The sequence below is a fragment of the Pseudomonas sp. AC255 genome, from assembly GCF_979258175.1.
In genome coordinates this window covers 2,673,247-2,699,488 of sequence record NZ_OZ409841.1, presented here as the reverse complement: position 1 = coordinate 2,699,488, position 26,242 = coordinate 2,673,247, and the positions used below count along the sequence as shown (strand labels likewise).

The 26,242-nt window shown below is 60.6% G+C and carries 19 protein-coding genes and 2 pseudogenes; 10 read left to right on the top strand and 11 right to left on the bottom strand.

What is annotated here, in order from left to right:
- Window positions 1-542: 542 nt before the first annotated feature.
- The 4 genes from ACZZ0K_RS12215 (at window position 543) to ACZZ0K_RS12200 (ending at window position 7,117) form a co-directional block, all read left to right on the top strand.
- On the top strand, window positions 543-1,865 hold the full coding sequence (locus tag ACZZ0K_RS12215) for an APC family permease (RefSeq protein WP_258708020.1): 1,323 nt from the start codon (window positions 543-545) through the stop codon (window positions 1,863-1,865).
- Window positions 1,866-2,000: 135 nt separating this feature from the next.
- Window positions 2,001-2,627, top strand: coding sequence for a TetR/AcrR family transcriptional regulator (locus ACZZ0K_RS12210; RefSeq protein ID WP_016774383.1), 627 nt, complete (start codon window positions 2,001-2,003; stop codon window positions 2,625-2,627).
- A 324-nt stretch (window positions 2,628-2,951) separates the two neighbouring features.
- A complete protein-coding gene (locus tag ACZZ0K_RS12205) occupies window positions 2,952-4,061 on the top strand; it encodes an efflux RND transporter periplasmic adaptor subunit (RefSeq protein ID WP_258708021.1) in 1,110 nt (369 codons plus the stop codon).
- On the top strand, window positions 4,058-7,117 hold the full coding sequence (locus ACZZ0K_RS12200) for an efflux RND transporter permease subunit (protein ID WP_258708022.1): 3,060 nt from the start codon (window positions 4,058-4,060) through the stop codon (window positions 7,115-7,117). Before ACZZ0K_RS12205 ends, ACZZ0K_RS12200 begins: the two co-directional genes overlap by 4 nt.
- On the opposite strand, the gene ACZZ0K_RS12195 is transcribed toward ACZZ0K_RS12200, so the two are convergent.
- Window positions 7,095-8,030 (bottom strand): NADP-dependent oxidoreductase, encoded by a 936-nt coding sequence (locus ACZZ0K_RS12195; RefSeq protein WP_056785049.1) that lies wholly within the window; start codon window positions 8,028-8,030, stop codon window positions 7,095-7,097. The genes ACZZ0K_RS12200 and ACZZ0K_RS12195 overlap by 23 nt on opposite strands.
- A gap of 60 nt (window positions 8,031-8,090) precedes the next feature.
- Window positions 8,091-8,522 carry a DoxX family protein gene (locus ACZZ0K_RS12190; RefSeq protein ID WP_082228565.1) on the bottom strand — a complete coding sequence of 144 codons (432 nt, stop codon included), beginning with the start codon at window positions 8,520-8,522 and terminating at the stop codon, window positions 8,091-8,093.
- A gap of 295 nt (window positions 8,523-8,817) precedes the next feature.
- On the opposite strand from ACZZ0K_RS12190, the gene ACZZ0K_RS12185 reads away from it, so the two are divergent.
- Both ACZZ0K_RS12185 and ACZZ0K_RS12180 read left to right on the top strand, forming a co-directional pair.
- Entirely contained in the window at window positions 8,818-9,651 is an 834-nt protein-coding gene (locus ACZZ0K_RS12185) for an oxidoreductase (RefSeq protein ID WP_056785051.1), read from the top strand.
- Window positions 9,652-9,801: 150 nt separating this feature from the next.
- Window positions 9,802-10,992, top strand: a complete 1,191-nt coding sequence (locus tag ACZZ0K_RS12180) for an MFS transporter (protein WP_056785053.1) — start codon at window positions 9,802-9,804, stop codon at window positions 10,990-10,992.
- Here the strand turns inward: ACZZ0K_RS12180 and ACZZ0K_RS12175 are convergent.
- Entirely contained in the window at window positions 10,986-11,894 is a 909-nt protein-coding gene (locus tag ACZZ0K_RS12175; RefSeq protein WP_258708024.1) for a LysR family transcriptional regulator, read from the bottom strand. The two genes, ACZZ0K_RS12180 and ACZZ0K_RS12175, sit on opposite strands and share 7 nt — an antisense overlap.
- A 204-nt stretch (window positions 11,895-12,098) precedes the next feature.
- Here ACZZ0K_RS12175 and ACZZ0K_RS12170 point away from each other — a divergent pair, with 204 nt between their 5' ends.
- Window positions 12,099-12,668: an NAD(P)H-dependent oxidoreductase gene (locus tag ACZZ0K_RS12170; protein WP_016774391.1), complete on the top strand. Its 570-nt coding sequence runs from the start codon at window positions 12,099-12,101 to the stop codon at window positions 12,666-12,668.
- Window positions 12,669-12,903: 235 nt separating this feature from the next.
- Window positions 12,904-13,119, top strand: coding sequence for an Atu4866 domain-containing protein (locus tag ACZZ0K_RS12165; RefSeq protein ID WP_056786820.1), 216 nt, complete (start codon window positions 12,904-12,906; stop codon window positions 13,117-13,119).
- A gap of 45 nt (window positions 13,120-13,164) precedes the next feature.
- Here ACZZ0K_RS12165 and ACZZ0K_RS12160 read toward each other — a convergent pair whose 3' ends face one another.
- The 5 genes and pseudogenes from ACZZ0K_RS12160 to ACZZ0K_RS12140 form a co-directional block, all read right to left on the bottom strand.
- Entirely contained in the window at window positions 13,165-13,722 is a 558-nt protein-coding gene (locus ACZZ0K_RS12160) for a flavin reductase family protein (protein WP_463559117.1), read from the bottom strand.
- Window positions 13,723-13,859: 137 nt separating this feature from the next.
- A pseudogene (locus ACZZ0K_RS12155) lies at window positions 13,860-14,764 on the bottom strand (LysR family transcriptional regulator).
- A gap of 84 nt (window positions 14,765-14,848) precedes the next feature.
- The gene (locus tag ACZZ0K_RS12150) at window positions 14,849-15,415 is read right to left on the bottom strand and encodes a GNAT family N-acetyltransferase (protein WP_258708025.1); all 567 of its coding nucleotides are present in this window, start codon (window positions 15,413-15,415) and stop codon (window positions 14,849-14,851) included.
- 86 nt (window positions 15,416-15,501) lie between these two features.
- Window positions 15,502-16,506 (bottom strand): NAD(P)-dependent oxidoreductase, encoded by a 1,005-nt coding sequence (locus ACZZ0K_RS12145; RefSeq protein WP_252879962.1) that lies wholly within the window; start codon window positions 16,504-16,506, stop codon window positions 15,502-15,504.
- A gap of 114 nt (window positions 16,507-16,620) precedes the next feature.
- Window positions 16,621-18,444: an NAD(P)/FAD-dependent oxidoreductase gene (locus ACZZ0K_RS12140; protein WP_122601619.1), complete on the bottom strand. Its 1,824-nt coding sequence runs from the start codon at window positions 18,442-18,444 to the stop codon at window positions 16,621-16,623.
- A 246-nt stretch (window positions 18,445-18,690) separates the two neighbouring features.
- Here ACZZ0K_RS12140 and ACZZ0K_RS12135 point away from each other — a divergent pair.
- Together ACZZ0K_RS12135 and ACZZ0K_RS12130 are read left to right on the top strand one after the other, a co-directional pair.
- Window positions 18,691-20,579: pseudogene (locus tag ACZZ0K_RS12135) on the top strand (sigma-54-dependent Fis family transcriptional regulator).
- Window positions 20,580-20,760: 181 nt separating this feature from the next.
- Window positions 20,761-21,414, top strand: a complete 654-nt coding sequence (locus ACZZ0K_RS12130) for a trypsin-like peptidase domain-containing protein (RefSeq protein WP_463559116.1) — start codon at window positions 20,761-20,763, stop codon at window positions 21,412-21,414.
- Here the strand turns inward: ACZZ0K_RS12130 and ACZZ0K_RS12125 are convergent, their stop codons facing one another.
- Genes ACZZ0K_RS12125 through ACZZ0K_RS12115 form a run of 3 tightly spaced genes read right to left on the bottom strand, consistent with a single transcriptional unit; the run spans window position 21,415 to window position 26,203 of the window.
- The gene (locus tag ACZZ0K_RS12125) at window positions 21,415-22,602 is read right to left on the bottom strand and encodes an HlyD family type I secretion periplasmic adaptor subunit (protein WP_374046352.1); all 1,188 of its coding nucleotides are present in this window, start codon (window positions 22,600-22,602) and stop codon (window positions 21,415-21,417) included.
- A gap of 5 nt (window positions 22,603-22,607) precedes the next feature.
- Complete coding sequence (locus tag ACZZ0K_RS12120; protein WP_122507026.1) at window positions 22,608-24,770, bottom strand: type I secretion system permease/ATPase; 2,163 nt, start codon at window positions 24,768-24,770, stop codon at window positions 22,608-22,610.
- Entirely contained in the window at window positions 24,767-26,203 is a 1,437-nt protein-coding gene (locus tag ACZZ0K_RS12115) for a TolC family outer membrane protein (RefSeq protein WP_258708028.1), read from the bottom strand. The genes ACZZ0K_RS12120 and ACZZ0K_RS12115 overlap by 4 nt, the downstream gene beginning before the upstream one ends.
- Between the last annotated feature and the right edge of the window lie 39 nt (window positions 26,204-26,242).

The following is a 26,242-nucleotide window of genomic DNA, read 5'->3' as shown; positions in this document are numbered from 1 at the left end:
TCCTCGTGCCGCTTTAAAAGGAGCCATCACCCGTTCGCTACCAAACGAAGGGTGGCGGCCATGCACAGGTTGGTAGACCGGGACACGAGGCAAAACCGGCGCGCTCGAAAGCGCCCTGCGCATAGCCACCATAGAAGCCAGGCGAAAACTTCGCCAAACGGTGTCATTGCGCACCTCGTATACCCGGGCTACCAAACCCGATCACTGGTTTTCAGTGACCGGCCAACGATAGAACCACGGCCCGAGGCGCACAAGCCGGCGGATTCTGGCGTAGTCGTAGGCAATGGCGCAAGGCGTTGTAGCTTGCTGGAACAGTCTGGATGTCGGTTTTAAACGGGGTGTTTAGGGAATTGGTTTTGGCTGAGGTTTCGTGTTGATCGGGCTGGGGTCTTCGCGAGCAGGCTCGCTCCCACAGGTGTCGAGTGGGCAACGTTTACAGCGTCGTGCCAGTCGGGCGGTCACACATTTTGAACTTTGCTTTCGGCGCCATTTCCATTGTTTGAGGTGACAACCCTCCAGCTCCTACCCACCTGAATCAAGGAATGACCGTGACGGCTCCCACTGATAAAACTTCTCTGCGCCGGGCTATCACTTTCCCGATGCTGTTTCTGTTTATTCTCGGCGATGTTCTGGGGGCGGGCGTTTACGCACTCGCCGGAACGATCGCGGGGGAGGTGGGCGGCGCGATTTGGGTGCCGCTGCTGATCGCATTGTTCTTCGCCATGTTGACGGCGGGTTCCTACGCGGAGCTGGTGACCAAATATCCCCACGCCGGCGCGGCTTCGGTGTTCGCGGAAAAGGCCTTCAAGTCACCGCTCATTTCCTTCCTGGTCGGTTTTTGCATGTTGGCGGCTGCGGTCACCAGTGCAGCGGGTTTGTCGCTGGCGTTTGCCGGTGATTACTTGAACGCCTTCGTCGACGTATCGCCGCAGATTGCAGCCCTGGTGTTTCTTCTGGCTATCGGCCTGCTCAACGCGCGGGGGATCAAGGAGTCGCTTGGGGCAAATCTGGTGATGACCGTGATTGAACTGTCCGGGCTGATTCTGGTGATCGTGGCTGCGGTCTGGTATTTCCGCACAGGTGAGGCGGATCTGGGGCGGACGCTCACGTTCAAACCGGGCGTCAGTCCCATGCTGGCGGTGTTGGGGGCGGCGTTGCTCGCGTTCTATTCTTTCGTCGGTTTCGAAACTTCGGCCAATCTGGCCGAGGAAATCAAAGACGTGCGCAAGGTTTACCCGCGTGCCTTGTTCGCCGCTTTGCTCACCGCTGGCGTGGTTTACATGGCGGTGGGTGTGGCGGCTTCTTCGGTGTTGCCTACCGAGAAGTTGGTGGCCACGTCGGCGCCTTTGCTCGAAGTTGTCCGCGCATCGACCCTCGCAATCCCGCCGGCACTGTTCTCTTTCATTGCGCTGATTGCTGTGGCCAACGGTGCGCTGTTAACCATGATCATGGCCAGCCGATTGACCTATGGCATGGCGAATCTGGGGCTGTTGCCGGGTGTTTTGGGTGCGGTGCTGCCTGAACGAAAAACTCCATGGGCTGCCATTGTTGCAACTACCGTGGTCGCTATTGCCCTGACACTCACAGGCACGCTGGCAACGTTGGCAGAGACGGTGGTTTTGCTGTTGCTGTTCGTTTTTCTGAGTACCAATGTGGCGGTGCTGGTTCTTCGTCGCGACAGGGTAAAGGAGGACCACTTTCGCGTGCCGACCTTCGTTCCGGTGCTTGCGATCGTTTCGTGTCTGGTGCTGCTCAGTCAGCAGGGGTGGGAAACGTGGTTGCGGGCGGGGGCGCTGATCATTGTCGGGATGTTGCTGCATGGCTGTTCTCGCATCAGATTTTCCGCGATCAGTAAGGCCGGGTAGTGCGCCGGTTTGGGGGGATTGGTGTCGTTTGGGCGGGTGTCATTGCGAGCAGGCTCGCTCCCACAGTGGATGGGTGGTGATATTCAGAATGTGTCACACGTTGTCAGTCGGCGGGCGGGTGAGTAAGCTGCCGACATGAACCAGTCCTCAGTTTCCCCATCTTTCCCCGGCCCGCGTGGGCCAGTCGATCACGACATTCGTGATCAGATTGTCGCGGCTGCCAACGAGCATTTCAGCCAGTACGGCTACGCCAAGACCACGGTGTCCGATCTGGCCAAGGCCATCGGTTTCTCCAAGGCGTACATCTACAAATTCTTTGATTCCAAGCAGGCGATTGGCGAAGCCATCTGCGCTAACTGTCTGGGACAAATCGTTGCGGCGGTCGAGCAGGCAATCAACGAGGAAGACCTGACGCCTACCGAGCGTTTCCGCCGTTTGGTGAAAACCGTGATCGCCACGGGCGTGAACCTGTTTTTCAACGACCGCAAGCTCTACGACATTGCTGCGTTTGCAGCGGGTGAGAACTGGCCGAGTGCGCAGCGTTACGATGCGCAGATCAAGCGTTTCATCACCGACATTGTCCGTGAAGGGCGCGAGGCCGGTGAGTTCGAGCGCAGGACGCCGCTGGACGAGACGGTCGAATCGATCCACCTGGCGTTGCGGCCCTTCGTCAATCCACTGATGCTGCAACACAACCTCGACTTTATCGAAGTGGCGCCGACGCTGACTTCGAACCTCATTTTGCGCAGCTTGATGCCTTGACCCTCTGCTGATCCGAATACTCGGATCAGTCGCCCCAACCCCATCCTGTTCCTGACGCAACGACATTTCCGCTGTTCTGATCGTGACTGTTGACTGGCATGGTCACTAGGGCAACATGGCCGCCGCAGTTTGGTTATTTCAGTGCTGCGTACCGGGGTTCGTACAGCGCGAAATACAAGAACAGCGCCAGCGGGCTCGGTACTTCTGTCAGCTATCGCTTCTGATTCAGCGCTGAACATCGGGCCGGTGACTCTGTGACTGTTGACGATATTGGTCACAAGACTGAGAATATGATGATCATCCTATTTTCAGTGAAGGAATTCCATGCGCCGGCTCCGACCTTTCCCCCTCGCGGTATGTTTGTTGCCCTTGGCCCTGACGGCGTGCGGGGATTCTTCCACCGCGCAGGATCCGCGTACCTTGGCGCCCTTTGTCAGGTCGGCGGCGGTGCAGCCTGCAGAAGACGGCTCCCGATCGTTCACCGGTGTCGTGGCGGCGCGAGTGCAGGGCGATCTGGGCTTTCGCGTTTCGGGCAAGGTGCTCGAGCGTCTGGTCGATACCGGGCAGACGGTCAAGCGCGGCCAGCCACTGATGCGCCTCGACCCGATCGACCTCGGCCTGCAGGCGCGAGCCCAGCAAGAAGCGGTGAGCGCCGCTCGCGCCCGAGCCATACAGACTGCCGGTGACGAAGCGCGCAATCGCAAACTCGTCGCCGCCGGCGCTATTTCGGCATCGGCCTACGATCAGTTCAAAGCCGCAGCCGACACCGCCAGGGCGCAACTCAATGCCGCTGTGGCGCAAGCGGACGTAGCGCGCAACGCCTCGGGTTACGCGGTTTTGCTGGCGGACGCTGATGGCGTGGTGGTGGAAACCCTCGCCGAGCCCGGGCAAGTCGTCAGCCCGGGACAACCGGTGGTGCGGCTGGCGCGGGCCGGTCAGCGGGAGGCCATCGTCCATCTGCCCGAGACCTTGCGCCCCGCGCCGGGCTCGACCGCTCAGGCAAAATTGTATGGCGATACGTCGGCTGCCGTGAGCGCAAAACTGCGTCTGCTTTCCGATTCGGCCGACAGCACAACTCGTACCTTCGAGGCGCGCTATGTGCTCGAAGGCAGTTTGGCCAATGCGCCAATCGGCTCGACGGTCACCGTCGAAATTGCCCAGGGTTCTTCGCCAGATCAGGCGCTCAAGGTGCCCGTCGCCGCGATCTACGACCCGGGCAAAGGCCCCGGCGTGTGGGTCATCGCCGGCACACCGGCGACAGTGAGCTGGCGCCCGGTCGAGGTGCTGGGCTTGAGCGATGACTCGGCCCGTGTCGCTGGCCAGCTCAACGTCGGTGAACCGATTGTCGCGCTGGGCGCGCATCTGCTGCGTGATGGCGAAGAAGTGCGCCTGCTTGCCCGCGACGACGGCCAGATTGGCGGGAGTCGTCCATGAGCGAGGACCGGTTCAACCTTTCCGCTATCGCCGTGCGCCAACGTGCGATCACGGTGTTTCTGATTTTTCTGATCGCCGTGGCCGGCGTCCTGTCGTTCTTCAAATTGGGCCGGGCGGAAGATCCGCCGTTCACGGTCAAGCAGCTGACCGTCATCACCGCGTGGCCGGGAGCGACCGCGCAAGAGATGCAGGATCAGGTCGCCGAACCCCTCGAAAAACGTTTGCAGGAACTGAAGTGGTACGACCGCTCGGAAACCTACACGCGTCCGGGACTGGCATTCACCGTGGTCTCGTTGCTCGACAGCACACCGCCATCGCAGGTGCAGGAAGAGTTCTACCAGGCACGCAAGAAGCTCGACGATGAAGCGGTCAAACTGCCGGCGGGCGTCATCGGGCCGATGATCAACGACGAGTTCTCCGACGTGACCTTCGCGCTGTTCGCCTTGAAAGCCAAGGGCGAGCCGCAGCGCTTGCTGGTACGCGACGCGGAGACGTTACGCCAGCGCCTGTTGCACGTGGCGGGGGTGAAAAAGGTCAACATCATCGGCGAGCAGGCCGAGCGGATATTCGTCTCGTTTTCCCATGATCGGTTGGCGACGCTGGGCTTGGCGCCACAGGACATCTTCGCCGCGCTGAACAATCAGAACGTGCTGACCCCCGCCGGATCGGTCGAAACCAAAGGGCCGGAGGTATTTTTGCGCGTCGACGGCGCGTTCGACACGCTGCAGAAAATCCGTGACACGCCTGTGGTGGCGCAGGGACGAACACTCAAACTGTCTGACGTGGCCACGGTCGAACGCGGCTACGAAGACCCGGCGACCTTCCTCGTGCGCAACAACGGCGAAGAAGCGTTATTGCTCGGCGTGATCATGCGCGAGGGCTGGAACGGTCTCGATCTGGGCAAGGCGTTGGATGCCGAGACAGTCAGGATCAACGAAGAAATGCCCTTGGGCATGACCCTCTCGAAAGTCACTGATCAGGCGGTGAATATCGACTCGGCGGTCGGCGAGTTCATGGTCAAGTTCTTTGTCGCGCTGCTGGTGGTCATGCTGGTGTGTTTTCTCAGCATGGGCTGGCGTGTCGGCGTGGTGGTCGCAGCGGCGGTGCCCTTGACCTTGGCGATCGTGTTTGTGGTGATGGCGGCCACCGGCAAGAACTTTGACCGGATCACCTTGGGTTCGCTGATTCTGGCGCTCGGCTTGCTGGTCGATGACGCGATCATCGCCATTGAAATGATGGTGGTGAAAATGGAGGAGGGCTACGACCGCATCAAGGCCTCGGCCTATGCCTGGAGTCATACGGCAGCGCCGATGCTGGCCGGCACACTGGTCACGGCGATTGGCTTTCTGCCCAACGGATTCGCGCAATCAACGGCGGGCGAATACACCAGCAACATGTTCTGGATTGTCGGCATCGCGCTCATTGCTTCGTGGGTCGTCGCCGTGGCTTTCACGCCGTACCTGGGCGTAAAGCTGTTGCCGGACATCAAGAAAGTCGAAGGCGGGCACGCGGCGATCTACGACACGCCGCGCTACAACCGCTTCCGGCGGATCCTGACGTGGGTGATCACGCGCAAATGGCTTGTGGCCGGTGCGGTGGTCGCGCTGTTTGCTGTTGCGATCCCAGGCATGGGGCTGGTGAAGAAGCAGTTCTTTCCAACCTCGGACCGCCCCGAAGTGATGATCGAAGTGCAGATGCCCTACGGCACTTCCATCGAGCAGACCAGCGCCGCTGCGGCCAAAGTCGAAGCCTGGCTGCACAAGCAGGAAGAGGCCAAAATCGTCACCGCCTATATCGGTCAGGGTGCGCCTCGGTTTTTCCTGGCGATGGCGCCGGAGTTACCGGATCCATCGTTCGCCAAAATCGTCGTGCTGACCGAGAGCCAGGAAGCCCGTGAAACTCTGAAGTTGCGTTTGCGCGAAGCGGTCGCCGCAGGGCTTGCCCCGGAGGCCCGTGTGCGTGCGACGCAAATCGTCTTCGGTCCGTATTCACCATTCCCGGTGGCCTACCGGGTGATGGGGCCGGATCCGGCAAAGCTGCGCGACATCGCCGAGCAGGTCAGGGCGGTGATGCAGGACAGCCCGATGATGAGAACCGTCAACACTGACTGGGGGCCGCTGACGCCGACGCTGCATTTCAACCTGGATCAGGACCGCTTGCAGGCAGTGGGGCTGACGTCCAGCGCAGTCGCCCAGCAGTTGCAATTTCTGCTCAGCGGCGTGCCGATCACGGCGGTTCGCGAGGACATCCGTTCCGTGCAGGTCGTCGGTCGTGCGGCGGGCAATATCCGCCTGGACCCGGCGCAGATCGAAGGCTTCACCCTGGTTGGTGCGGCGGGGCAGCGCATCCCGTTGTCGCAGATCGGCGAGGTCGAAGTGCGCATGGAAGACCCGATCCTGCGCCGCCGCGATCGCACGCCGACCATCACCGTCCGTGGCGACATCTCCGAAGGTTTGCAGCCACCGGACGTTTCCGGCGCGATCATCCAGCAGTTGCAGCCGATCATCGAAAACCTGCCTTCCGGCTACCGGATTGAACAGGCGGGCGCCATCGAAGAATCCGGCAAGGCCGGCAAAGCGATTCTGCCGTTGCTGCCGATCATGATCGCCATGACGCTGCTCATCATCATCGTTCAGGTACGCTCGATTTCGGCGATGATCATGGTCTTCCTCACCTCGCCGTTAGGCTTGATCGGTGTGGTGCCGACGCTGCTGATCTTCAACCAGCCTTTCGGCATCAATGCGCTGGTCGGGTTGATTGCGCTGTCGGGGATTCTGATGCGCAACACGCTGATCCTGATCGGGCAGATCCATCACAACGAACAGGAAGGGCTGGCGCCGTTCCATGCCGTGGTCGAAGCGACAGTGCAACGGGCGCGGCCGGTGTTGTTGACCGCGCTGGCGGCGATTCTCGCGTTCATTCCGCTGACCCACTCGGTGTTCTGGGGCACGCTCGCGTACACGCTGATCGGTGGCACGTTTGTTGGCACCATCATCACGCTGGTGTTTCTGCCGGCGATGTATGCGATCTGGTTCAGGATTCGGCCTGAGCGCTGACATCGAGCACGATTTTTCCCCGGGTGTGTCCGGCCCAGCTTTGTTTAACCGCGTCGACAACTTCTGTCAGCGGTACCACTTGAGCCTCAAGGCTGAGCTTGCCGGATGTGAACAGCGCGGCAATCTCGGCCAATTGGCTGCCATCGGAGCGGGTGGCGAAATTTTTGCCACTCACACCGTGCTCGCTTGCCTTCTGTGCAGAGGGTGCGCTTACGGGGGAAACCAGAACGCCCCCGCGCTTGATCACACTCCATGAACGGTTCTGAGTTTCGCCGCCGACCAGATCAATGACCGCATCGAGGTCAGCAACGCTGTCTTCGAATTTAGCCGTGGTGTAGTCAATCACCTCATCGGCGCCAAGTGAACGCAGATAGTCGTGGTTCTTCGCAGAGCTGGTCGCGATCACATAAGCACCGGCAAGGCGGGCGAGCTGGATTGCGAAGCTGCCCACGCCACCTGAGCCGCCGTGAATGAGGACTTTTTGACCTGCCTGAATTCCGGCGTGTTCATGCAGAGCTTGCCAAGCAGTCAGTGCTGCCGCCGGCACGCCGCCGGCCTCTTGCAACGACAGGGTTGTCGGCGTGTGGGCCAGACGATCTGGCGTTGAGAGGGCCTGGGTCGCATATCCGCCGGTAATCCCGATAAACCCGAACACCTTGTCGCCAACGACAAAATCTCTGACATTCCTGCCCACCGCGGCGACTGTGCCTGAGACTTCCACGCCAGGCGTGTAGGGCAGTGGCAGAGGAATGAATTGCTGCATGGCACCGGAGAGGATTTTCCAATCGATTGGATTGATCCCACTACCGGCAACATTGATTAACACCTGATCGTCATTGGGTTTCAGATCCGCAAGTTCTTTGAGCTCCAGCGCTTCTGCCTGGCCGTACTGCGCGACTTGGATCGCTTTCATGATTCTCTCCGTTGTGATGGTCAAGGCTCGTCGGAAGGAATGGACGTGCCGGCGATTCGATTAGTGGCGACGTGCGTCGAGGCTGAAACGCCCTGCGCCGAAAGAAACGATCTGCAAGAGCCCACCGGCCATGGCGATATTCTTGAAGAAGTGAATGAACTGATTCTGGTCCGCCAGGGCGTTATGGAAAATCAGTGCGGTCAGTACGCTGAAAATCGCCAACAGCGCTGCGGTGGTACGTGTGCGATAACCGGCGATCAACGCTACGCCGCCGAGAACCTCGACAGCAATCGCCACGCCCAACGCCAGTTCGGGAAAAGGCAACCCGACAGAGCCGATGTAGCCAATCATCATGGCCGGTGCCGCGATTTTCGACAGGCCCGAAAGAATGAAGATCGCGCTCAGAAGAATCCGCCCGATCAAGGAAACGGTGCTGTTGAGGTTGGAAGACGTTGAAGCAGTGACGCTGGAAATTGTGGCTGCGTGGGACATGACGTGGATTCCGCTGATTTCAGCGCTTCACCATGAAGCGCCGTTGTGGAGCAGATGATGTCATCGCGAGGCTTTGCGCAATAGCCGACAAGTTTCGATGATCAGGTTCGAAAAACTAGAAATGCAGCAGAAATCGAAGTGGACCTTCCACTGTGGTCAGCGACGTGTGTTGGGGAGCAGGATCAGGCAAATGTCGCGGATTAATCGGATAACAGTGGCGGGGCGGATTCGGTACGTTGGTCTCGAACGCGGTTCAGCCGAATCCTGAACCGCCGCTATCTAGAGGAGTACTGCAATGAACGAGACTAAGGTTTGGTTGGTTACAGGCTGTTCCACCGGGTTCGGTCGCCACATCGCCACGGCGCTGCTGAATGAGGGTGAGCGTGTGGTGGTCACGGCGCGCAACACACAGCAGATCGAGGATCTGGCCGCCCTCGGCGACGCTTTGATTCTGCCTCTGGACGTGACCGATCCGGCGCAGGCGATGCAGGTCGTACAGGCGGCCGAGCATCGCTTCGGGCGAGTGGACGTGCTGATCAATAACGCCGGCGTCGGCTATTTCTCATCGATAGAAGACAGCGACGATGGGGCTGTTCGGCGGATGTTCGAGGTCAACTACTTCGGCACGGCCCATATGATTCGCGCGGTACTGCCTGGCATGCGCAAGCGGCGCACCGGCATGATCGTCAACCTCACATCGGTAGGCGGTCTGGTCGGGTTCGAAGCGGTCGGCCACTACTGCGCGACGAAGTTCGCCGTTGAGGGCCTGTCGGAAAGTCTGCGCGCCGAAGTTGCGCCACTGGGTATCGGCGTGATGACCGTTCAGCCCAGCGCCTTCAGAACCCAATGGGCGGGGTCTTCGGGCGCTGCGCAAACGGTGGCCGAGGATTATCAGGCAACCGCCGGCGCTGCGATGCGCGCGTACCAGCAATCTGTTGGCAATCAAGCTGGCGACCCAGACAGGGCGGCAGCGGCGATCTACGCCGCGGTTACCTGCGCAGCGCCGCCGGCGCGCCTGCTGTTGGGCAATGAAGCCTATGAGGCAGCGCAGGCGAAGCTTGCCGCCATGGGCCGCGAGTTCAGCGCATGGGAGTCTACCGCCCGTGGCGCGGACTTCCCGACGGCCTGACAGGCGAAGCCCGCACTGATGGCATGGACGCTACAGAATCAGGCAAACACCTGAGAGGAGTGAGTTAACGGGGACGACGCGGTGCGGGAAAAACTGGGCGAGTGAGTTGACTCGCCCAATTTTGAACGGCATTTACCGAGGAGTATTTGTATGAATTCGTCGTCCCCGTCCCGACCTTTCATGTGGCTCTGCGCATTCGCAGCGGGGGCCATGATCGCTAATCTCTATTATCTGCAGCCGATCCTGTCGTTGGTAACGGGGGCATTTGGTATTCCGCTTGCCACGTCCGGCCTGCTGGTGAGTTGCGCTCAACTTGGCTACACGCTGGGCATTGTGCTGGTCGTCCCGCTCGGTGACGTCCTCGAAAGAAGAGCGCTTCTGAGCCGGATGTTTACCATCAACGCATTAGCGCTGCTTGTGGCTGCGGCCAGCCCGAATTTCTTGCTGTTCTGCGCCGCAGTGTTGATCAGTGGAGTCACGGCATCCGCTGCCATGTTGATTGTGCCGTATGTAGCGTCCATCGCAGCCGAGCATCGGCGCGGTCAAGTGATCGGCGTGGTGATGACCGGGGCCTTGCTCGCGATACCGCTGTCGTGGCTGGTCTCCGGCGGTATCGGCAACGCGGCAGGTTGGCGCTTGGTGTACGCCAGCGCCGGGTGCGCGGCGCTGATCCTGCTCATGCTGCTCAGAATCACCTTGCCAACCGAGCCCGAGCGCCGAGGCCAGCCCGTGCGTTATGAGCAGTTGATGCGCTCGTTGTGGCAACTCATCCTCGAGTACCCAGCGCTTGCTCGCCGGGCGCTTTACGGTGCGCTGGGAATGGCCAGCTTCAGCATGTTGTGGACTGGATTACCAATACTGTTGTCGCAACCGCCGTTCAATTTTTCGACTTCGAGCATCGGACTGATCGGGCTCACGGGAGTGACTGGCGCGTTGATTCCCGGTGTGGTTGGCCGGCTCTGTGATCATGGCTACCGGCACGCGCTGGCATTCGGGTTGGCCTCGTTGATGATACTGGCCTGGGCAGTGCTGAGCTTTGCGGCGACAGGGCTCTGGATAATTATCGCTGCCGCAATGGCCTTGAACGTTGGCGTAATGGGCTTGCAGATCACCCATCAATCGGTCATCTACAAACTGGCCCCAGCAGCCAACTCACGGATTACCGCGGTGTTTATCAGTATCAACTTTGTTGGCGGCGCTATTGGCTCCGCAGTTGCAAGTTTCGGTATTCGGTATGTCGGCTGGGAAGGGCTGTGCCTACTGGGCGCTGCTTTGCCCGCGGCTCTTGTGCTGGCCTATGCATTGAAGGAACGGCCCTTTGCCCGCGTTGCGGTTCAATGAACATGCAAATGGGCGGCGAGGAAATCCATCAGGGCTCTTACGCGTGCGGGCAGATGTCCGCCTTGGCCGACGTAAATCGCATGAATCTCCGTGACGCTTGCAGGCACGAATGGTTGCAGGACGCAAACCAACCTTCCGGCAGCCAGGTCATCTGCAACCTGGCAGAACCCCAGCCTGGCTAGCCCTGCGCCCAGCACCGTCAATTCACGCAAGGCGTCGCCATCGCTGACGCGCAGATTGCCTTTTACCGGGTACATACGTTGCTCGCCGCTCTCGTCGAGCAAGGCCCACTCCATGGCGGGAGGCGAAAAGGTGAAACCCAGACAGTTGTGATCGGCAAGGTCTTGAGGCACCAGCGGAGTGCCCTTGGCCGCCAGGTAGTCAGGAGATCCTACGATCAGCCCTCTGGATTGCCCGAGTCGTTTCGCCACAAGGTTGGAGTTCTTGAGCGCTCCGGTGCGTATGGCGATATCCGCACGTGCTTCGATGAGATCGACCACCTCATCGGTGAGGAAAAGTTCGACGCTGACCCCAGGATGTTGATTCATGAACAAGTTGATGATGGGAAGAAAAAGCTGGCGGCCGATACCCACATTAGAGCTGATTCTGACCACTCCCTGCGGTGCAGAACTGGCAGATGCTTCGCGTTCCGCTTCGTCAAGATCGGCCAGTATGGCAACGCTGCGTTCGTAAAAAGCCATTCCTTCTGGCGTCAGCAGTTGCTTGCGCGTGGACCTGTTCAGCAAACGTGCGCCAAGACGGCTTTCCAGGCGCGTCATGAGCTTGCTCACGGCAGAGGGGGTTATCGCGCAAGCTCTTGCGGCCGCTGAATAACCTCCGCGTTCCACCACTTCAACGAACACGCTCATCTCGGCGAAGCAATTGATATCCAGTCGTCGCATGTGAACTCACGTCATAAATCGTGTGCCTGGGCACGGGCTGTTTATCTACCATTTCGCGCGCCTAATATTTTGCCAACGCGATATGGAACGGTTGCCGACTTTGCAAGCAAAGAAGTGGCCACTTCCAACCATCGCGCTCTTGCTGTCACGTTGTTTTCTCTAACCGTAGAACATTGCCAAGTTGATAGCTGCTCGGAGGCTGAAATGACTCACACACTGCAATTAGTACTGATCCATAACAGCAACCAGTCCAACGGCGTAGACACGGCGTTGGTGCAATGGATTACCGCCGTGGTGCAAGACCGCAGCGAATTTGCGTTGAGCGTGGTAGAGCCGTTTGACCTGAGATTTATAGACGATTTTTCGGAACAACCCGGTCGTCGAGTGTGCTTGAGAGCGCTAGCGGCAGCAGATGCCTATATCGTCTTGGTGCCCGCACGTCACCTTGGTTACCAGCATGGATTGAAAGTCTTGATGGCGCGCTGGCCTGAACACCTCCAGGGACGACCTTGTTCATTTGTTGGTTATGGCACCACGACCGGCGGGGAGGATGAGGTCGACGAGCTTGGATGCGAGTTGTTGAAGCTGCAGGCCATGCCTGTTGGTGGCTATGTGAAGTTCGCTGAGATTGCCGAGCGTCTCGAACAAGGCCTCGGACTGGAGCACTTTGCGCAAGCACGGGTTTCGATGGCGCAGTTGTTGATCCAGCTGGCCTGGTGGGCACGGGCGCTGAAAGATGCGCGGGCCTTCTCTCCTTTGCAGAAGTTCGCGTAGTCCTTCGCTTAGACGTTCTGCGAGCGCCTGGAGCATTGGGCAAAACCTGCGCAGGAATTGCATAACGGCACCGCGCCGCGACTTTTTACTCTTGCTTCAAATCCTGCTGAACGGCAGGAAACTATGATCTGAAAACAGGAGTTCTAAAATGTCCGATGTCGAAATTCGCGTAACCCCTGATGCGCAAGAAAACGCCACGGCAAATCCAGCCGGCGATCAGGGCAAGTACGTTGGCATGTGGGTGACAGCCGACGGTCATATTCGCCATGAGTTGCTGCCAGGAGGGCGATATGACGAGGCTCGCGGTCGGCAAAAAAGCGCTTATCAAGGGCGCTACTGGCTGGAAGGCGACCACATCGAGTATGTGGACGATACTGGCTTTACCGCAGACGGAGAGTTTCGAGATAACGTGCTGTACCACGCGGGCATGGTGTTATATCCCGAGCGCTGACGCATAAGCCGGAATGAACATTCCGGCTTTTTTATTAGTGTCGTATTACAGATTCTGTGGGCGGAATTGATCGCGCAAATCCAGGGTTTCGCCCGCCACCATAAATTTCCCCTGTCCGCGGTAATGCAGGGTTTTGGGGTTTTTCACCGACGTAGCCACATGCGCCTTGACCACTTCCCACACGAACAGACCGTACTCGCCGATAAGATTGGAGTCGAACAGCTTGCACTCGAAATTGGCGTAGCACTCTTTGATCAACGGGGCCTTTACCCGTTCTGCGGGGGCGGCTGTGAGGTCAAATTGGGCAAACTTGTCGATGGCGCCACCGCTGCTGTTGCCGACGGCAACAGCCTGGTCCACCAATTCGACGGTGGGCACGTTGATGACGCACTGCTGGCTGTTGTGGATCAGCTCGTAGCTGTGGTTTGCACTCCAGATGTAGCAGCCAAACAGGGCGGGGGAGAACTGCATCATCATGTGCCAACCCATGGTCATTATGTTGGTTTCACCTTGCCAGGCGGAGGTCACCAGGACGATGGGGCCGGTTTCCAGATGCTGGCGAACCTCGCTCAAAGGGAAGTCGGATTTTCGAAATGCGGTCATGGCGCCTCCGGGGATCAAAAGAGGATAAGCAGTTGTTGTCAGTCGCTTTCGACAATTCAACTTTCCTGCTTTTTGACATGCATCTCTCCGGCAGCCTTGCTCAGGCTGTCGGATTTTTGCTCTTTTCCCTGAATTGCTTACGTCGGCAAGAGCTGTTCGCCGAACCGCTTGATCAGCCACTGCCCAGCCGGACCGGGCGGCGAGTCGGTTCGATAAATCGCATCGAAGGCATAGGTGCCGCCTTTACAGTCGGGCATATCAAGCTCGACCAGGCGTCCTTCGTCCAGGTCAGACTGAACCATGGGCACCGGCATATTCCCCCATCCGATGCCCTCTTTGAGAAGCATGTGTTTGGCGCCCAGATCCGCCAGTCGCCAAGTGCGAGTGCTCACGACGGCAAAGTCCTTGTCACCCGTAAGCGTTGAACGATCCGATAGCACCAATTGAACAAACTCTCTGGCAGCGCCAGGGATTTGGAACACTCGGTTGCAAGCGGGTGTGCAGGCGCGGCGACCGGTATCAATTGAACACTGCCCACGCCGATGCGCTCGATGCCGTCCAGGCCAATGTCCAGCGGACCGCTGATGCCGACTCCAGCTTTCTTCTCCATCACCAGTTGGGTCACTGCCCCCAAGGCTTCCATGTGCAAGTGCAGAGTGACTGTGGGAAATTCTTCCCTGAAGGTCCTCAACGCATCGACTACTCGCTCGGCAGGGAGCATTACATCGAGCGCGAGGTGAACTTCTGCTTCAAGCCCATGCAGCAAACCGGAGACTTTTGCGCGCAGCCCATTTACGCCGTTGGTAATAGTGCGTGCTTCAGCCAGGACGGTTCGACCTGCCTCCGTCAGTTGCGGTTTGCGCGTGGTTTTGCGGTCAAACAGTGAAACCCCGAGCTGCATCTCCAGATTGGAAATGGAGTAACTCACCACCGATGTCGCGCGATGCAGTTTTCTGGCCGCAGCGGCAAAACTGCCCACTTCTACAACCGTCAGAAATACTTTCAGTTGATCAAGCGTTGGTGTTCCTGGATCGGAGATCATTTCTACTGTCTCGAACGTTTGGGGAGTACTTGTCCTGATTTTGCAGACAGCAGCATATACGCAAGATTGAGCACTTGATCGGCTCTAACAATCAATTGACCGGTTTGTTTCTTCGGCAAGCCATTCGCTGCGCGTGATCTCCCACACCTCCACCGGCATCGGCCCCGACACAAACTGGCCGTCCCGCGTTTCAACCATCCGCATGCCTTCATCTTCGGAAATCTTGCGCGAAGCGCGGTTGGCGGCGGCCTTGGGCACCTGCATCAATGGGCGCATCAACGTATCGAACCAGTAGGCATTGATCACCTTGCAGGCCTCGCGCATGTAGCCGTTGCCCTGAAACTGTGGGGCGAGCCAGAAGCCTCGATGGTTACCCGGTTGATCAAACAGGCTGATACTGCCGATGCAGCTCTCGGGCTGAACGCGGGTGCGGATCATCCAGTGCCATTCCTTTGCGGCAGCCATCGCGGGCAGCGCGACATCGCGGACGTAAACAAGCGCGCCGTCGTCCGGATACGGCCACGGAACGCGGCTGTCGAGATAGCGCACGACCTCCCATTGCGGAAACAATTGTTGCACCGCCGCTGCATCACTCAGTTGCAGCGGCGTGAGGATCAAGCGGCGGGTGTAAAGCGTGGGGATGCAATCCATGGCAATCAATCCTTGCGAGCAGTGGCGGGCAGCACCGGTACTCTCTCAAACGAGCAGTTCAAGTGTCGAGTGACCTGTGCGCCGTCTCACTCAAGTAGTTCGATCAACTCCCCACCGTCCTCTCTCAACCGCTGCAAAAACACCTGTGCCTCCAGCAACTGATAGGGAAAATACAGCCCCGGCCTTACCGGCGCTTGCCCATCCAGCCCAACCAGCCGCTCCAGTAACATGGCCACACTGAGCCCGGTCAACGCCGCTGCGCCTGCGCGGTGAACCACGGCGTGGCGGGTGCGCAATGGCTGTCCATCGTGATCCGTGCCTTCAAGTTCGATGAGTATCTCCGTCGACATCGGCTGACCCTGACGCCGGGTCGAGCTGACGCCGCTGGCGAGGTTGAACTCGACGTTCGGGGCGTCGGTGGCGGCGGCGAGGCCTGTCACGTCGATGGAGGAGAAGCCGGCGCCCTGCAGGGTGGTGCCGTCGACGGCGCGGAAGCTGACCTTGGCATCGTCGCCTTCACGCCAGATGAATTCGCCGTCACGGCGGGTCAGCGCGGCGGGCAGCATTTTGTTCAGGTGCTCGAAATCGACGGCCACGGTCGGGCCGCCGCCGTCCTGTTCGTCGACCAGTGCATGGATGTGGATGTCGTGCACGCGGGCGAATGCCTTGGCGAGGTGCAGCGTTGCCACGGTGGTGGCACCGACCATCCATTCGTAGCCGAGGACAATGGGCGACGCGTCAGGCGTGTGCATGAAACTGGCGATCTGCGGGGCGATTTCGAACACGCCGGAAGAGATGCTCAAGTGCGGCACCTTGCGCTTTTGCGCAAAGCGCAGCCCGGCGAGGGCGTGGTCCATGTAGAACAGGGCGATGGCGCTGACCGGGCGATCACCCAGCCCCAGATCATCTGCGCGAGCATCGATGACCACACCCTGGGCATTGCCGATTTGCTCGGCGGTTTGCTCAGCCTTGGCGAGGTCGCGTCCGCCGATCAGCAAGGGGACGTCGGGATGCGCCGCGCGCAATGCGCGGGCCGTCTGATGGCCGATGGCGCCGGAGCCGCCCATGAACAGAATGGGATGAAGTGGCATGAATCCTCCTCATTTTTCCTGGATTGAAACGTGCTTGGGCTAGACACCCTAGCACGCACTTTCCAGTTCGCCGGTGCGCTTGGTCTGCGCACCGACGAACGACCACTTGAGGAATCAGCCCAGATGATGGCGCTCTGCAAGGCGATAAACATCGGTGTCGAGGCCTTCGAAACGGGCTTTCAACTGCAACGCCAGATACAGTGAATAGTGCCGTGACTGATGCAGGTTGCCGCCGTGGAACCAGAGGTTTTGCTGCTGGGTCGGCTTCCACATGTTGCGCAGTTCACCTTCATACGGGCCGGGGTCGTTGGTGGTGCCGGAACCCAGGCCCCAGCAGCGCCCGACCTTGTCGGCGACTTGCTGGGAAATCAGCTTCGCGGCCCAGCCGTTCATCGAGCCATAACCTGTCGCATAAACGATGAGATCGGCCGGCAAGCGGCTGCCATCGGTGAGCACCACCGCATCCGCTTCGATGCGTTCGACACCGAGGCCCGGCGCGCTCTTGAGCTTGATCGTGCCGTTGGCGATCAGTTCCGAGGCGCCGACGTCGATGTAGTAACCCGAGCCACGGCGTACGTATTTCATGAACAAACCCGATTCGTCATCGCCGAAATCGAGCATGAAACCCGCCCGGCTCAGGCGTTCATAGAAGTCCTTGTCGCGCTCCTTGATCGCGTCGAAGATCGGCCGATGAAACTGTGGCATGACCTTGTACGGAATCGAGGCGAACAGCAGGTCGGCCTTGTCCGTGGTCAGCCCCGACTCGAGCGCCTCTTCGGAATAAAGCCCGCCGAAAACCAGTTCCATCAGGCTGTCCGAACGCACGATGTGCGTGCTCGAACGTTGCACCATGGTCACCTCGGTGCCGTTTTCCACCAGATCGGCGCAGATGTCGTGGGCTGAATTGTTCGCGCCGATGACCACTGCGCGCTTGCCTTTCCACGCATCGCCGCCGGGGTGACGGCTGGAGTGATGTTGCTGGCCCTGGAAGTTTTCGGCGCCTGGATACACCGGCACATTCGGTACGCCAGACATGCCGGTGGCGAGGATCAGTTGCGTCGGTTGCAGGGTGACGGGCTCGCCGTTGCGCAGGACCTCCACGGTCCAACGGCCAGTCTCTTCGTCAAACGTAGCGCCGAGGCATTCAGTGCGCGGCCAGTAGTTGAGTTCCATGACCTTGGTGTACATCTCCAGCCAGTCGCCGATCTGGTCTTTCGGGGTGAACACCGGCCAGTGGTCGGGGAAGGGCAGGTAGGGCATGTGGTCATACCAGACCGGGTCGTGCAGGCACAGCGACTTGTAGCGGCCGCGCCATTGATCGCCGGGGCGTTCGGCTTTGTCGATGATCAGCGTCGGTACGCCCATGCGTTTGAGCCTTGCGCCGAGGCCGAGCCCGCCCTGACCGCCGCCGACGATCAGGCAGTACGGTTGCGTGGTGATGCCCAGCGCCGCTTCTTCATCGCGGCGGCGCTCCAGCCAGTTGCGCTTGTCAGCGTGGGCATGGCCGTGGCTCGCGCCCATCGGCCGGCGGCGGCCGCTGGGTTCTTCGAAGCCTTTGAGTTCGCGCATGGTGGTCAGCAGCGTCCAGCACAAACCGTCTTTCAGGCGCACGTAGCCTTTGCCGCGCGCCGAGTCGGTTTCCAGGCTCATCCAGCCTTCAAGCACGCCATCGCTAAGCGTGGCTTCACCTTCGAGTTGCCAGCGTTCGGGCCGGGTCTGCTCAAGGCGTGTTTCGAGCATGTCGCGAATCGCCGGTTTGCCTTCCAGGGTGACGAGGTTCCAACTGAACAGCAGCAAGTCACGCCAGTGGCATTCTTCGGCAAACAGCTCCAGCGTGCCGTCCACATCTCGTTGCGCCAGACGTCCGCCGAGGCGTTCGACCCAAGCGGCGAGTTGCGCTGTTGGCGATTGCAAAGAGGTTTCAATAGCGATGTTCATGGGGCCACTCCCGATCTTGTTGTTTTGGTAAGCCATGGCATCAGAGCAAGGCTTGGGCCATCTCCTTGAAAGGCGCGGGCCAGAGCGTTTGATGCAAAGGCCGACAAGGCTTGGCACAGGCGACATGTCACAAATTCGAGAATCGCGGATGACACTGTGTCACTCGGCGCGAAATTCCCCCGCAACGAGCTTTTCATCTAAGCTGCGGACACACCCGTGTCTTCACCGAAGCGGAGAACAACAACAATGAAACCGGCCTCGATCAACGCCCACGCGCGCCAGGTACTGCAAGCCGTGCAGGGCTCTGTTGCCAGCCACAGCGCGGCGGCGGACCTGGCGATCACCCGTTCGTGGCGGCGTTGCCTGGATCAATACCAGCTCGATCCGGCCAGCCGCCGCGCGCCGGATGTGCTCGAACAGGCGCGTTTGCGCGAACACCGTGCGCCGCTGGAACACATCATTTCCGTTGCGCACTGGCAGATGAACAGCCTGCACCAGCAACTGGGACGTGACGGCCATGTCGTGCTGCTCACCGATGCGCGCGGCGTGGCGATCGACAGCGTGTTCAACGAAGCCGAACGCGGCGAGTTCCAGCGCTCCGGGCTGTGGCTCGGCTCGGTCTGGAGCGAGGAGCACGAGGGCACCAACGGCGTCGGCACCTGCCTGGTCGAGCGCCAGCACGTGACCATTCGCCGCGACGAGCATTTCCGTGGCCAGCACGTCGGCCTGACCTGTTCGGCCAGCCCGATATTCGACGCCAGCGGTGAGTTGCTCGCGGTGCTCAACCTGTCCTCCGTGCGCGAGGAAAGCAGCCTTGAGCAACGCTTCAAGGCCATGGCCCTGACCAATCTGTCGGCCAGGTTGATCGAGAGCTGTTTTTCCTTGGCCACGATCCGCAGCGCTATTTGCTGCGGTTTCATCCCGACGCCGGGTTTGTCGGGCTGCTGGGTGAAGGCCTGCTCAGCTTCGATGAGAGTGCGCGGATCTGTTCGGTGAATGCGGCGGCGCTCGATCTGTTGGGCCTGAGCCGCGAGCAGATGGTCGGGCAGTCGTTGACGATGCTGCTGGAAACGCCGATGGGGCAGTTGCTCGAGCAGGCCAGTGCTCAGGCGCACGTCTGCTGGCCGATGCGCCTGGCCGACGGGCGCTTGTTCTACGGCCAGTTGCGCGAACCGATCCGCTCCGCGCCGTTGACCCTTGCGCCTGTCCCGCCAATCAAGGATGAGCGCGTGTGCCTGGAAGACCCGCGCCTGCAACGCGGATTCGCTCGCGCGTTGCGTGTACTGGAGCGTGACGTGCCGGTGTTTCTGCAGGGTGAAACCGGCACCGGCAAGGAGGCCTTTGCGGCAGCGCTGCATCGCGCCAGCTCGCGCGCCGGCCAGCCGTTTGTTGCGATCAACTGCGCGGCGATCCCCGAGACGCTGATTGAAAGCGAGCTGTTCGGCTATCGCGGCGGCAGCTTCACCGGCGCGCGCAAGGACGGCATGGTCGGCAAGCTTGAGCAGGCCCATGGCGGCATTCTGTTTCTCGACGAAATCGGCGACATGCCCCTCGCGCTACAGACCCGTCTGCTGCGCGTGCTCGAAGAGCGCCAGGTTGTGCCGCTGGGCAGCGCAACGCCGCGACCGCTTGATGTACGCCTGATCAGCGCCAGTCACCAGAATCTGCCAGCCTGCGTGGCCGACGGACGCCTGCGCGAGGACCTGTTCTATCGCATTGGCGGTTTCGCCGTGGAACTGCCGCCGCTGCGCGAGCGTTCCGACAAGGGCCGTCTGCTCGACCTCCTGCTGCGCGAAGAAGCGGCGGGCGCCACTGTGCGGCTGCAATCGGGAGTTCGAGAGCGCTTGCTGGCGCAGCCCTGGCCGGGCAACGTCCGGCAACTGCGCACCTGTTTGCGTACGTTGGTGGCGTTGGCAGTGGAAGGCCGGGTCACGCTGGAGGACGTGCATGAGTTACTGCCCGCAAGTGACGACCAACCTGTTGACGATCCACTGGGCGTATCCGAACGGCAAACTCTGCTGAGCTTGATTGAAGCTGAACACTGGCATATCGCGCGAGTTGCCCGTCGTCTGGGGATTAGCCGCAATACCCTGTACCGCAAGCTTCGTCAGCATGGGATCACTCGACCTGGTTGAAGACAATCGCGATCATTTGCGTTCATTCGCTGTTGATTGCGTGCATTGCCGGGAAATTGCTTGGATCCAATCATTAACTCACTATATCGCACGCCGACAAGCGGTAGGCTGAGCCTATTGCTAAAAGTGATGGCGCAATGACATATTGCAGCACCTTTCCTCACTTCAAGATGTACCGAAAATGCGCCCCCTCAAGTCACTTGTTGCAGCGTCGTTGCTGCTCAGCGGGTGCAATGGAATGCCAGTCGCTTATGTTCAGGATCCTGTTTTAGACCAAGCCTTTGTCGTCCACTCCGGCGCACCTTTGCCTTACCTGCTGATGGGTTCGGCTGTGCAATGGAACGAAGACTTCGCCGTGACGGTGAAGCACATTCCTTACTTGTCGGGCACGGTTTTCCAAGGGCAGGCAGACGTGCAGTTCTTCCGCCACAAGGCCAATAGCGTGCCGGCGTGGCGCGGCTACAAGCCGGGCGAGGAGCTGACTTCGGTGGGGTTCAATTCGCTGTACATGTCGGTCAAGGGCACCGGCCAGGCGCTGCCGGCCATGGTTCGCCTCGACGTCAAAGAGGGCAACGTGCTCTACGGCACCCATAATGGCGCGCTGGCCAAAGGCATGTCCGGCGGGCCGGTGTTTTCCGCCGATGGCAAAGTGGTTGGCATCAACGTGGCGTTTCTCACCCGCGATGATGTCAGCCGCCTCAAGCGCAAGGACTTGCTCGATCAACCGCGCGTAAGCATCTTTTTGCCGTACGCGGAGATCAATCGCGAGTGGTCGCGCTATCAGGCCAGCATCACCCCCACAGCGCCACCAGCGACCAAACTGGCCAGCCGCTGATCAGCGTTCGCGCAACGCTTCGCGGGCGCGGTTGAGTGGTTTGATCAGGTAGTCGAGCACGGTTTTCTCGCCGGTACGAATGTCCACCGTGGCGATCATCCCGGGGACGATGGCGAAGCGTTTGCCGGCCTTGTTGCGCAGTTCATCCGAAGCGGTACGGATGAACACGCGGTAGTAGAAGATCTCCGGCTTGGCTTCGTCCTGAATCGTGTCCGGCGAGATCGTCACCACCTCGCCGTCGAGGCTGCCGTAGATCGAATAGTCATAGGCGGTGATTTTCACTTTCGCCGCCTGGCCTGGGTGAATGAAGGCGATGTCGCGCGGCGAGATACGCGTCTCGATCAGCAGTTGTTCATCGAGCGGTACGATCTGCATGACCTGGCCGTTGGGCGCAATGACGCCGCCAATAGTGCTGACCTCGATGTCCTTGACGATGCCGCGCACCGGCGAGCGCAGGGTCAGGCGCGACAGTGAATCGGTGCGCCCACGAATCACCGCTTCGAGCATCTGCGCCTCGGCGTTGGCTTTGGCCAGGTCTTCGCGGGCGCGGACCATGTAATCGGAGCGGGCTTCGGTGGCCTTCAATTCCAGCTCCGAACGCTGACGGGTCAGGCGCAGCACTTCAACCCGACTCGAGGCGCCGATCTTCGCCAGATTCTCGGTAATCGCCAGTTCGCTACGTACAAGTTTCAGCGAGCTCTGAATGCCGTCGAGGGTTTCCGCCAGACCTTTGCGCCGGGTCTGGTAGAGCTCGGTTTCGGCGCGGATCAGATCAGGAAACTCTTGCAGCGAGGCGTCAAACGTCAGGGGCTTTTCGCTGACCTCGGCCTGCAAGCGGTTGACGCTGGCCAGCGCCGCGCGGTACTTGGCCGCGCTTTCGCCGACGTTGGACTGGTTCTTCACTGGGTCCAGTTGCGCGAGGATCTGCCCGCGCTCGACCAAAGCGCCTTCGCTGACATTGAGCTGCTCGAGAATGCCGCCCTCCATCGACTGAATGACTTGCTCGCGCGAGCTGGGCACCACTTTGCCGGTGCCGGTCGAGACTTCGACGATCTCGAACCAAGCCGCCCAGGCAATGAAGCAGGCGAGCATCAGCGCGCAACTCCAGATCACCTTTGCGCCACCGGCAAGTGCGCGCTCATCGCGGCCATCGAGGTAGGACATCGGATCCGGCACGTCGGTCATCATCGGCTTCATACCGCCACTCCTTTGCCCGGTGCGCGCAGCCGCGCGAGTGCCGCGTCGCGATGGTCGTCAATGACGATGCGGCCGTTGTCGAGGACGATGATCCGCTCGACCAGTTGCAACACACTGACCCGATGCGTGGCAACCACCAGCGTTCGGCCCTGGGTCCAGGTCGCGAGTTTTTCCAGCAGCAGCCGCTCGGTGACGTCATCGAGCGCGGCTGTCGGTTCGTCGAGCAGCAGCACTTGTGGCTGGCGGATCAACAAGCGCGACAGCAACAGGCTTTGACGCTGACCTCCAGACAAACCCAACCCGCCCTCGAGTACCAGATGATCCATGCCTTTGGGCAGCTGCCGAACGAAGTCCAGCGCACCGGTGACAGTCAACGCGGCGATGATTTCCTGATCGCTGGCCTGACCGGCGCCGAGGGTGATGTTGTCGCGCAAGGTGCCGTGAAACAGTCGCGCCTGTTGCGAGAGCAGGCCGACATCGCGGCGCAGATCGGCCGGATCCAGATGCGCAAGGGCAATGCCGTCCAGGGTGGTCTCACCGCTGCTCAGATCCATCGCGCCGCCCAGCGCTTGCAGCAACGTCGACTTGCCGGCGCCGTTGCGGCCGAGCAGGGCGATGCGCTCGCCGGGCCGGATGCTCAGGTCGATGTTGTTGAGCGCCGGGGACGATTCTTCGCTGTAGCGAAAACTGGCCTGACGCAGGCGGTAGTCGCCGCGGATCGCCGGCAAGTGCACGCGCTGGCTGCCTTCGGGATGATCCACCGGCATCTGCATGATCCGGTTCAAGCCTTCGAGCGCGACCTTGGCCTGCTGCCATCGGGTGAGCACGTGGGTCAGTTGCGCCATCGGCCCCATCATCCGCGACGACAGAATCGACGCCGCGACCAGACTGCCGGTGGTCAGGTCGCCGGCAATCACCATTGGCGCGCCGAACACGATCACCACCGCGAACACTCCGCCTTGTACGTTCTGCGTCCACGCCACCAGGCTGTTGGTCAAGGTGCGCAGGCGCAGGCTGCTGTCCGCCGAGGCGGCGTTGTACTGATTCCACTGTTGCTGGAAACGCTGCTCGGCCTGCAGCGCCTTGATGTCGTCGAGGCCCTGAATGCTTTCCACCAGCATGGCGTTGCGCAGCGCCGCTTCACGCATCGACGCATTGGCGAGTCGCGCCAGACGCGGTTGCGCGATGATCCCGGGGAGCAACATGAACACCAACGCCACCAGTGGAATCAAAACCAGTGGCCCGCCGATCAAATAGAACACCAGCAGGAACAGCAGGAAAAACGGCATGTCCGCCAGTGCCGTGGCGGTGCTGGAGGTGATCAGATCGCGGATCTGCTCCAGCTCGCGCAACTGCGATATGAACGAACCGGTGGATTTCGGCCGCGCGGAATTGCGCAGACGCAAGGCGTGGCCAAAGACCAGATCGGAGACGCGCAAATCGGCGCGCTTGCCCAGCACATCGGTGATGCGCAGACGCAGAATGCGCATGACGAAATCGAACAGCAGCGCCAGCATCACCCCGCCGAACAACACGTACAGGGTCGGCAGCGACTCGGCCGGAATCACCCGGTCGTACACCTGCATGGAAAACAGCACCCCGGCCATGCCCAGCAGGTTGGCGACCAGCGAGGCGATCATCACCTGGCTGTAGGGCCGCAGATCGGTGAGGACGATGCGCCGGAACCAGTGCTCGTCGTAGGGTTTGATGTAATCGTTGGTGCGCACGTCCGCCACCGGTTGCGTCGGACGCAGAATCACCGTGCGCAGCGCCTGCTCGGCGAGCGCGCCAGCCTCCATGCGACTCTGCAAACCTTGATCGCCACTGAAGCAGATGCCCAGCTCGCCGGTCTCACCGATGCTTTCGAGCACGCCGACCTGACCATCGCGCAGTTGCACCACCAGCGGCGTGCGCCAGCGGCTCAGGCTCTTGTTGTCGAAAACCGCGAACTTCACGCTCAAACCGGCCTGCCGCGCCATGTGCCGAACCACTTCTTCGACGCGGCCTTCGCTGTGCACCGAAGCCAGGCGCACGCTTTCCGGCGAGACGTCGAGGCGATAGTGGCGGGCGACCTTGAGCACCGCTTCCAGCCACGGCGAATAATCTTCGCGAGCTTCGGCAGCAGCGGGTTCGGGAACAGTGATGCTGGCATCGGTCATGGCAGGATCTCGACATTCTGGATGGCGCTGTGGTCGATGCCGAAGACCCGGCGAATCGCACCGCTGTTGTAGAAGCAGTCGATCTGCAGACGTTGCAGCTCGGCCTGGGTGTTGACCAGATCGAAGCGCGACTGATGGATTTCCTGCTCGGCGTTGAGCAAGTCCAGCAGCGGCCGCGTGCCCAGTTCCAGGTACTGGCGGCCATACAACATGCGTGCCTCGGTGATGCTGGTCTGGCGAAATTCCAGCGAGCGCAGCCGCCGGTTCAGGCCCGAGGTTTGCGCCTGGGCTTCGGCCAGACCCTGGCGCGCTTGCAGACGGGCGAAGTCTTCGGCCGAGTCCGCTGCGGTCAGTGCATGCCCGGCGGCGCGGCTGCGCGCACTGATCGCACCGCCCTGATAGATCGGCACTTCGAGATTGAGAAAGATCCCGACCTGAGTGCGATCGGCTCGCGAGTTCTGATCGTCGTAGTGGTCATCCAGATATTGGTTGACCGAGGGTTGCAGCGACAGGGTCGGGTAGGCCTCGGCTTTGGCCTGGGCCAGCTCGGCCTGGGCCTGGGTGCGTTGCGCAGCTGCCTGGAGAACGGCGGGCAGGGTGTCGGAAATCTGCGACGCGTCACAGGCCTGAGTCAATGTCGGCGCGGCGGCGTCGCTGACTGCCGGCGGCGTGCGTCGTCCGAGCAGACTGGTCAGGGTCGCTTGCCACCGTGCGTATTGCGCCTTGAATTCCTGCAACGTCGCCGTCGCGCCTTCTGCGCGGGACTGCGCCTGGACCATATCGGAGCGGGTGCTGGCGCCCATGTCGCTGCGCTGTTTGGCCAGATCAACGATGCCGCCGATGCCCTGAATCTGTTCACGGGCAACCTCGAGCAGACGCTGATAACGCTGCACTTCGATGTAGGCTCTGGCGGTGTCGCGGGCGATGTCGTCGATCGCCAGCAGAATCCCGGCCTGACTGCGCGCCACGCGGGCGCGGGCGGCGTCGACCGAACTGGAAACCTTGCCGAAGTCGTACAGCATCTGTTTGAGGGAAATGTTCACCGACTGGCTGCCGGCATCGCTGCCGTAACCGCTGGTGTAACCACCCTTGATGCCTCCGGTGACCTGCGGGTAATAGCCGGACTCGGCGACGTTGACCCCTTCGCCTTGCTGGAACAGGGTGCCGATGGCCTCGCCGATGCGTGGGTGCCAGTCCACGGCGAGCCTGACCGCTTGTTCCAGCCCAAAAGTATCCGCGTTGGCGGCCGTTTTTGAAGCAGGGGCAGGGCGCTGACGATTGTCATTGCCTGCAGGTTGTTGCAGTTGCGACGGGCTGATGCTGCGCAAGCTGCTGACGAGGTTTTCGTCGGCGCGAACGCCGACGGTGAAAGCGGGGTAGAGGCCGATGGTCAACAGGACCACCGGCCATTTCTGGCGAAAAACTGACTCCACAGACTTCCCTTACTGTTGAGAGACCGACGTTTGATGTCT

Bases quoted from the DNA above. Each gene is read 5' to 3' on its own strand.
- ACZZ0K_RS12165 (WP_056786820.1), top strand. From the start codon at position 12,904: ATGTGGGTGACAGCCGACGGTCATATTCGCCATGAGTTGCTGCCAGGA.
- ACZZ0K_RS12195 (WP_056785049.1), bottom strand. From the start codon at position 8,030: ATGAAAGCGATCCAAGTCGCGCAGTACGGCCAGGCAGAAGCGCTGGAG.
- ACZZ0K_RS12205 (WP_258708021.1), top strand. From the start codon at position 2,952: ATGCGCCGGCTCCGACCTTTCCCCCTCGCGGTATGTTTGTTGCCCTTG.
- ACZZ0K_RS12190 (WP_082228565.1), bottom strand. From the start codon at position 8,522: ATGTCCCACGCAGCCACAATTTCCAGCGTCACTGCTTCAACGTCTTCC.
- ACZZ0K_RS12140 (WP_122601619.1), bottom strand. From the start codon at position 18,444: ATGAACATCGCTATTGAAACCTCTTTGCAATCGCCAACAGCGCAACTC.
- ACZZ0K_RS12175 (WP_258708024.1), bottom strand. From the start codon at position 11,894: ATGCGACGACTGGATATCAATTGCTTCGCCGAGATGAGCGTGTTCGTT.
- ACZZ0K_RS12210 (WP_016774383.1), top strand. From the start codon at position 2,001: ATGAACCAGTCCTCAGTTTCCCCATCTTTCCCCGGCCCGCGTGGGCCA.
- ACZZ0K_RS12145 (WP_252879962.1), bottom strand. From the start codon at position 16,506: ATGCCACTTCATCCCATTCTGTTCATGGGCGGCTCCGGCGCCATCGGC.
- ACZZ0K_RS12160 (WP_463559117.1), bottom strand. From the start codon at position 13,722: ATGACCGCATTTCGAAAATCCGACTTCCCTTTGAGCGAGGTTCGCCAG.
- ACZZ0K_RS12130 (WP_463559116.1), top strand. From the start codon at position 20,761: ATGCGCCCCCTCAAGTCACTTGTTGCAGCGTCGTTGCTGCTCAGCGGG.
- ACZZ0K_RS12180 (WP_056785053.1), top strand. From the start codon at position 9,802: ATGAATTCGTCGTCCCCGTCCCGACCTTTCATGTGGCTCTGCGCATTC.
- ACZZ0K_RS12120 (WP_122507026.1), bottom strand. From the start codon at position 24,770: ATGACCGATGCCAGCATCACTGTTCCCGAACCCGCTGCTGCCGAAGCT.
- ACZZ0K_RS12125 (WP_374046352.1), bottom strand. From the start codon at position 22,602: ATGATGACCGACGTGCCGGATCCGATGTCCTACCTCGATGGCCGCGAT.
- ACZZ0K_RS12215 (WP_258708020.1), top strand. From the start codon at position 543: ATGACCGTGACGGCTCCCACTGATAAAACTTCTCTGCGCCGGGCTATC.
- ACZZ0K_RS12150 (WP_258708025.1), bottom strand. From the start codon at position 15,415: ATGGATTGCATCCCCACGCTTTACACCCGCCGCTTGATCCTCACGCCG.
- ACZZ0K_RS12200 (WP_258708022.1), top strand. From the start codon at position 4,058: ATGAGCGAGGACCGGTTCAACCTTTCCGCTATCGCCGTGCGCCAACGT.
- ACZZ0K_RS12170 (WP_016774391.1), top strand. From the start codon at position 12,099: ATGACTCACACACTGCAATTAGTACTGATCCATAACAGCAACCAGTCC.
- ACZZ0K_RS12185 (WP_056785051.1), top strand. From the start codon at position 8,818: ATGAACGAGACTAAGGTTTGGTTGGTTACAGGCTGTTCCACCGGGTTC.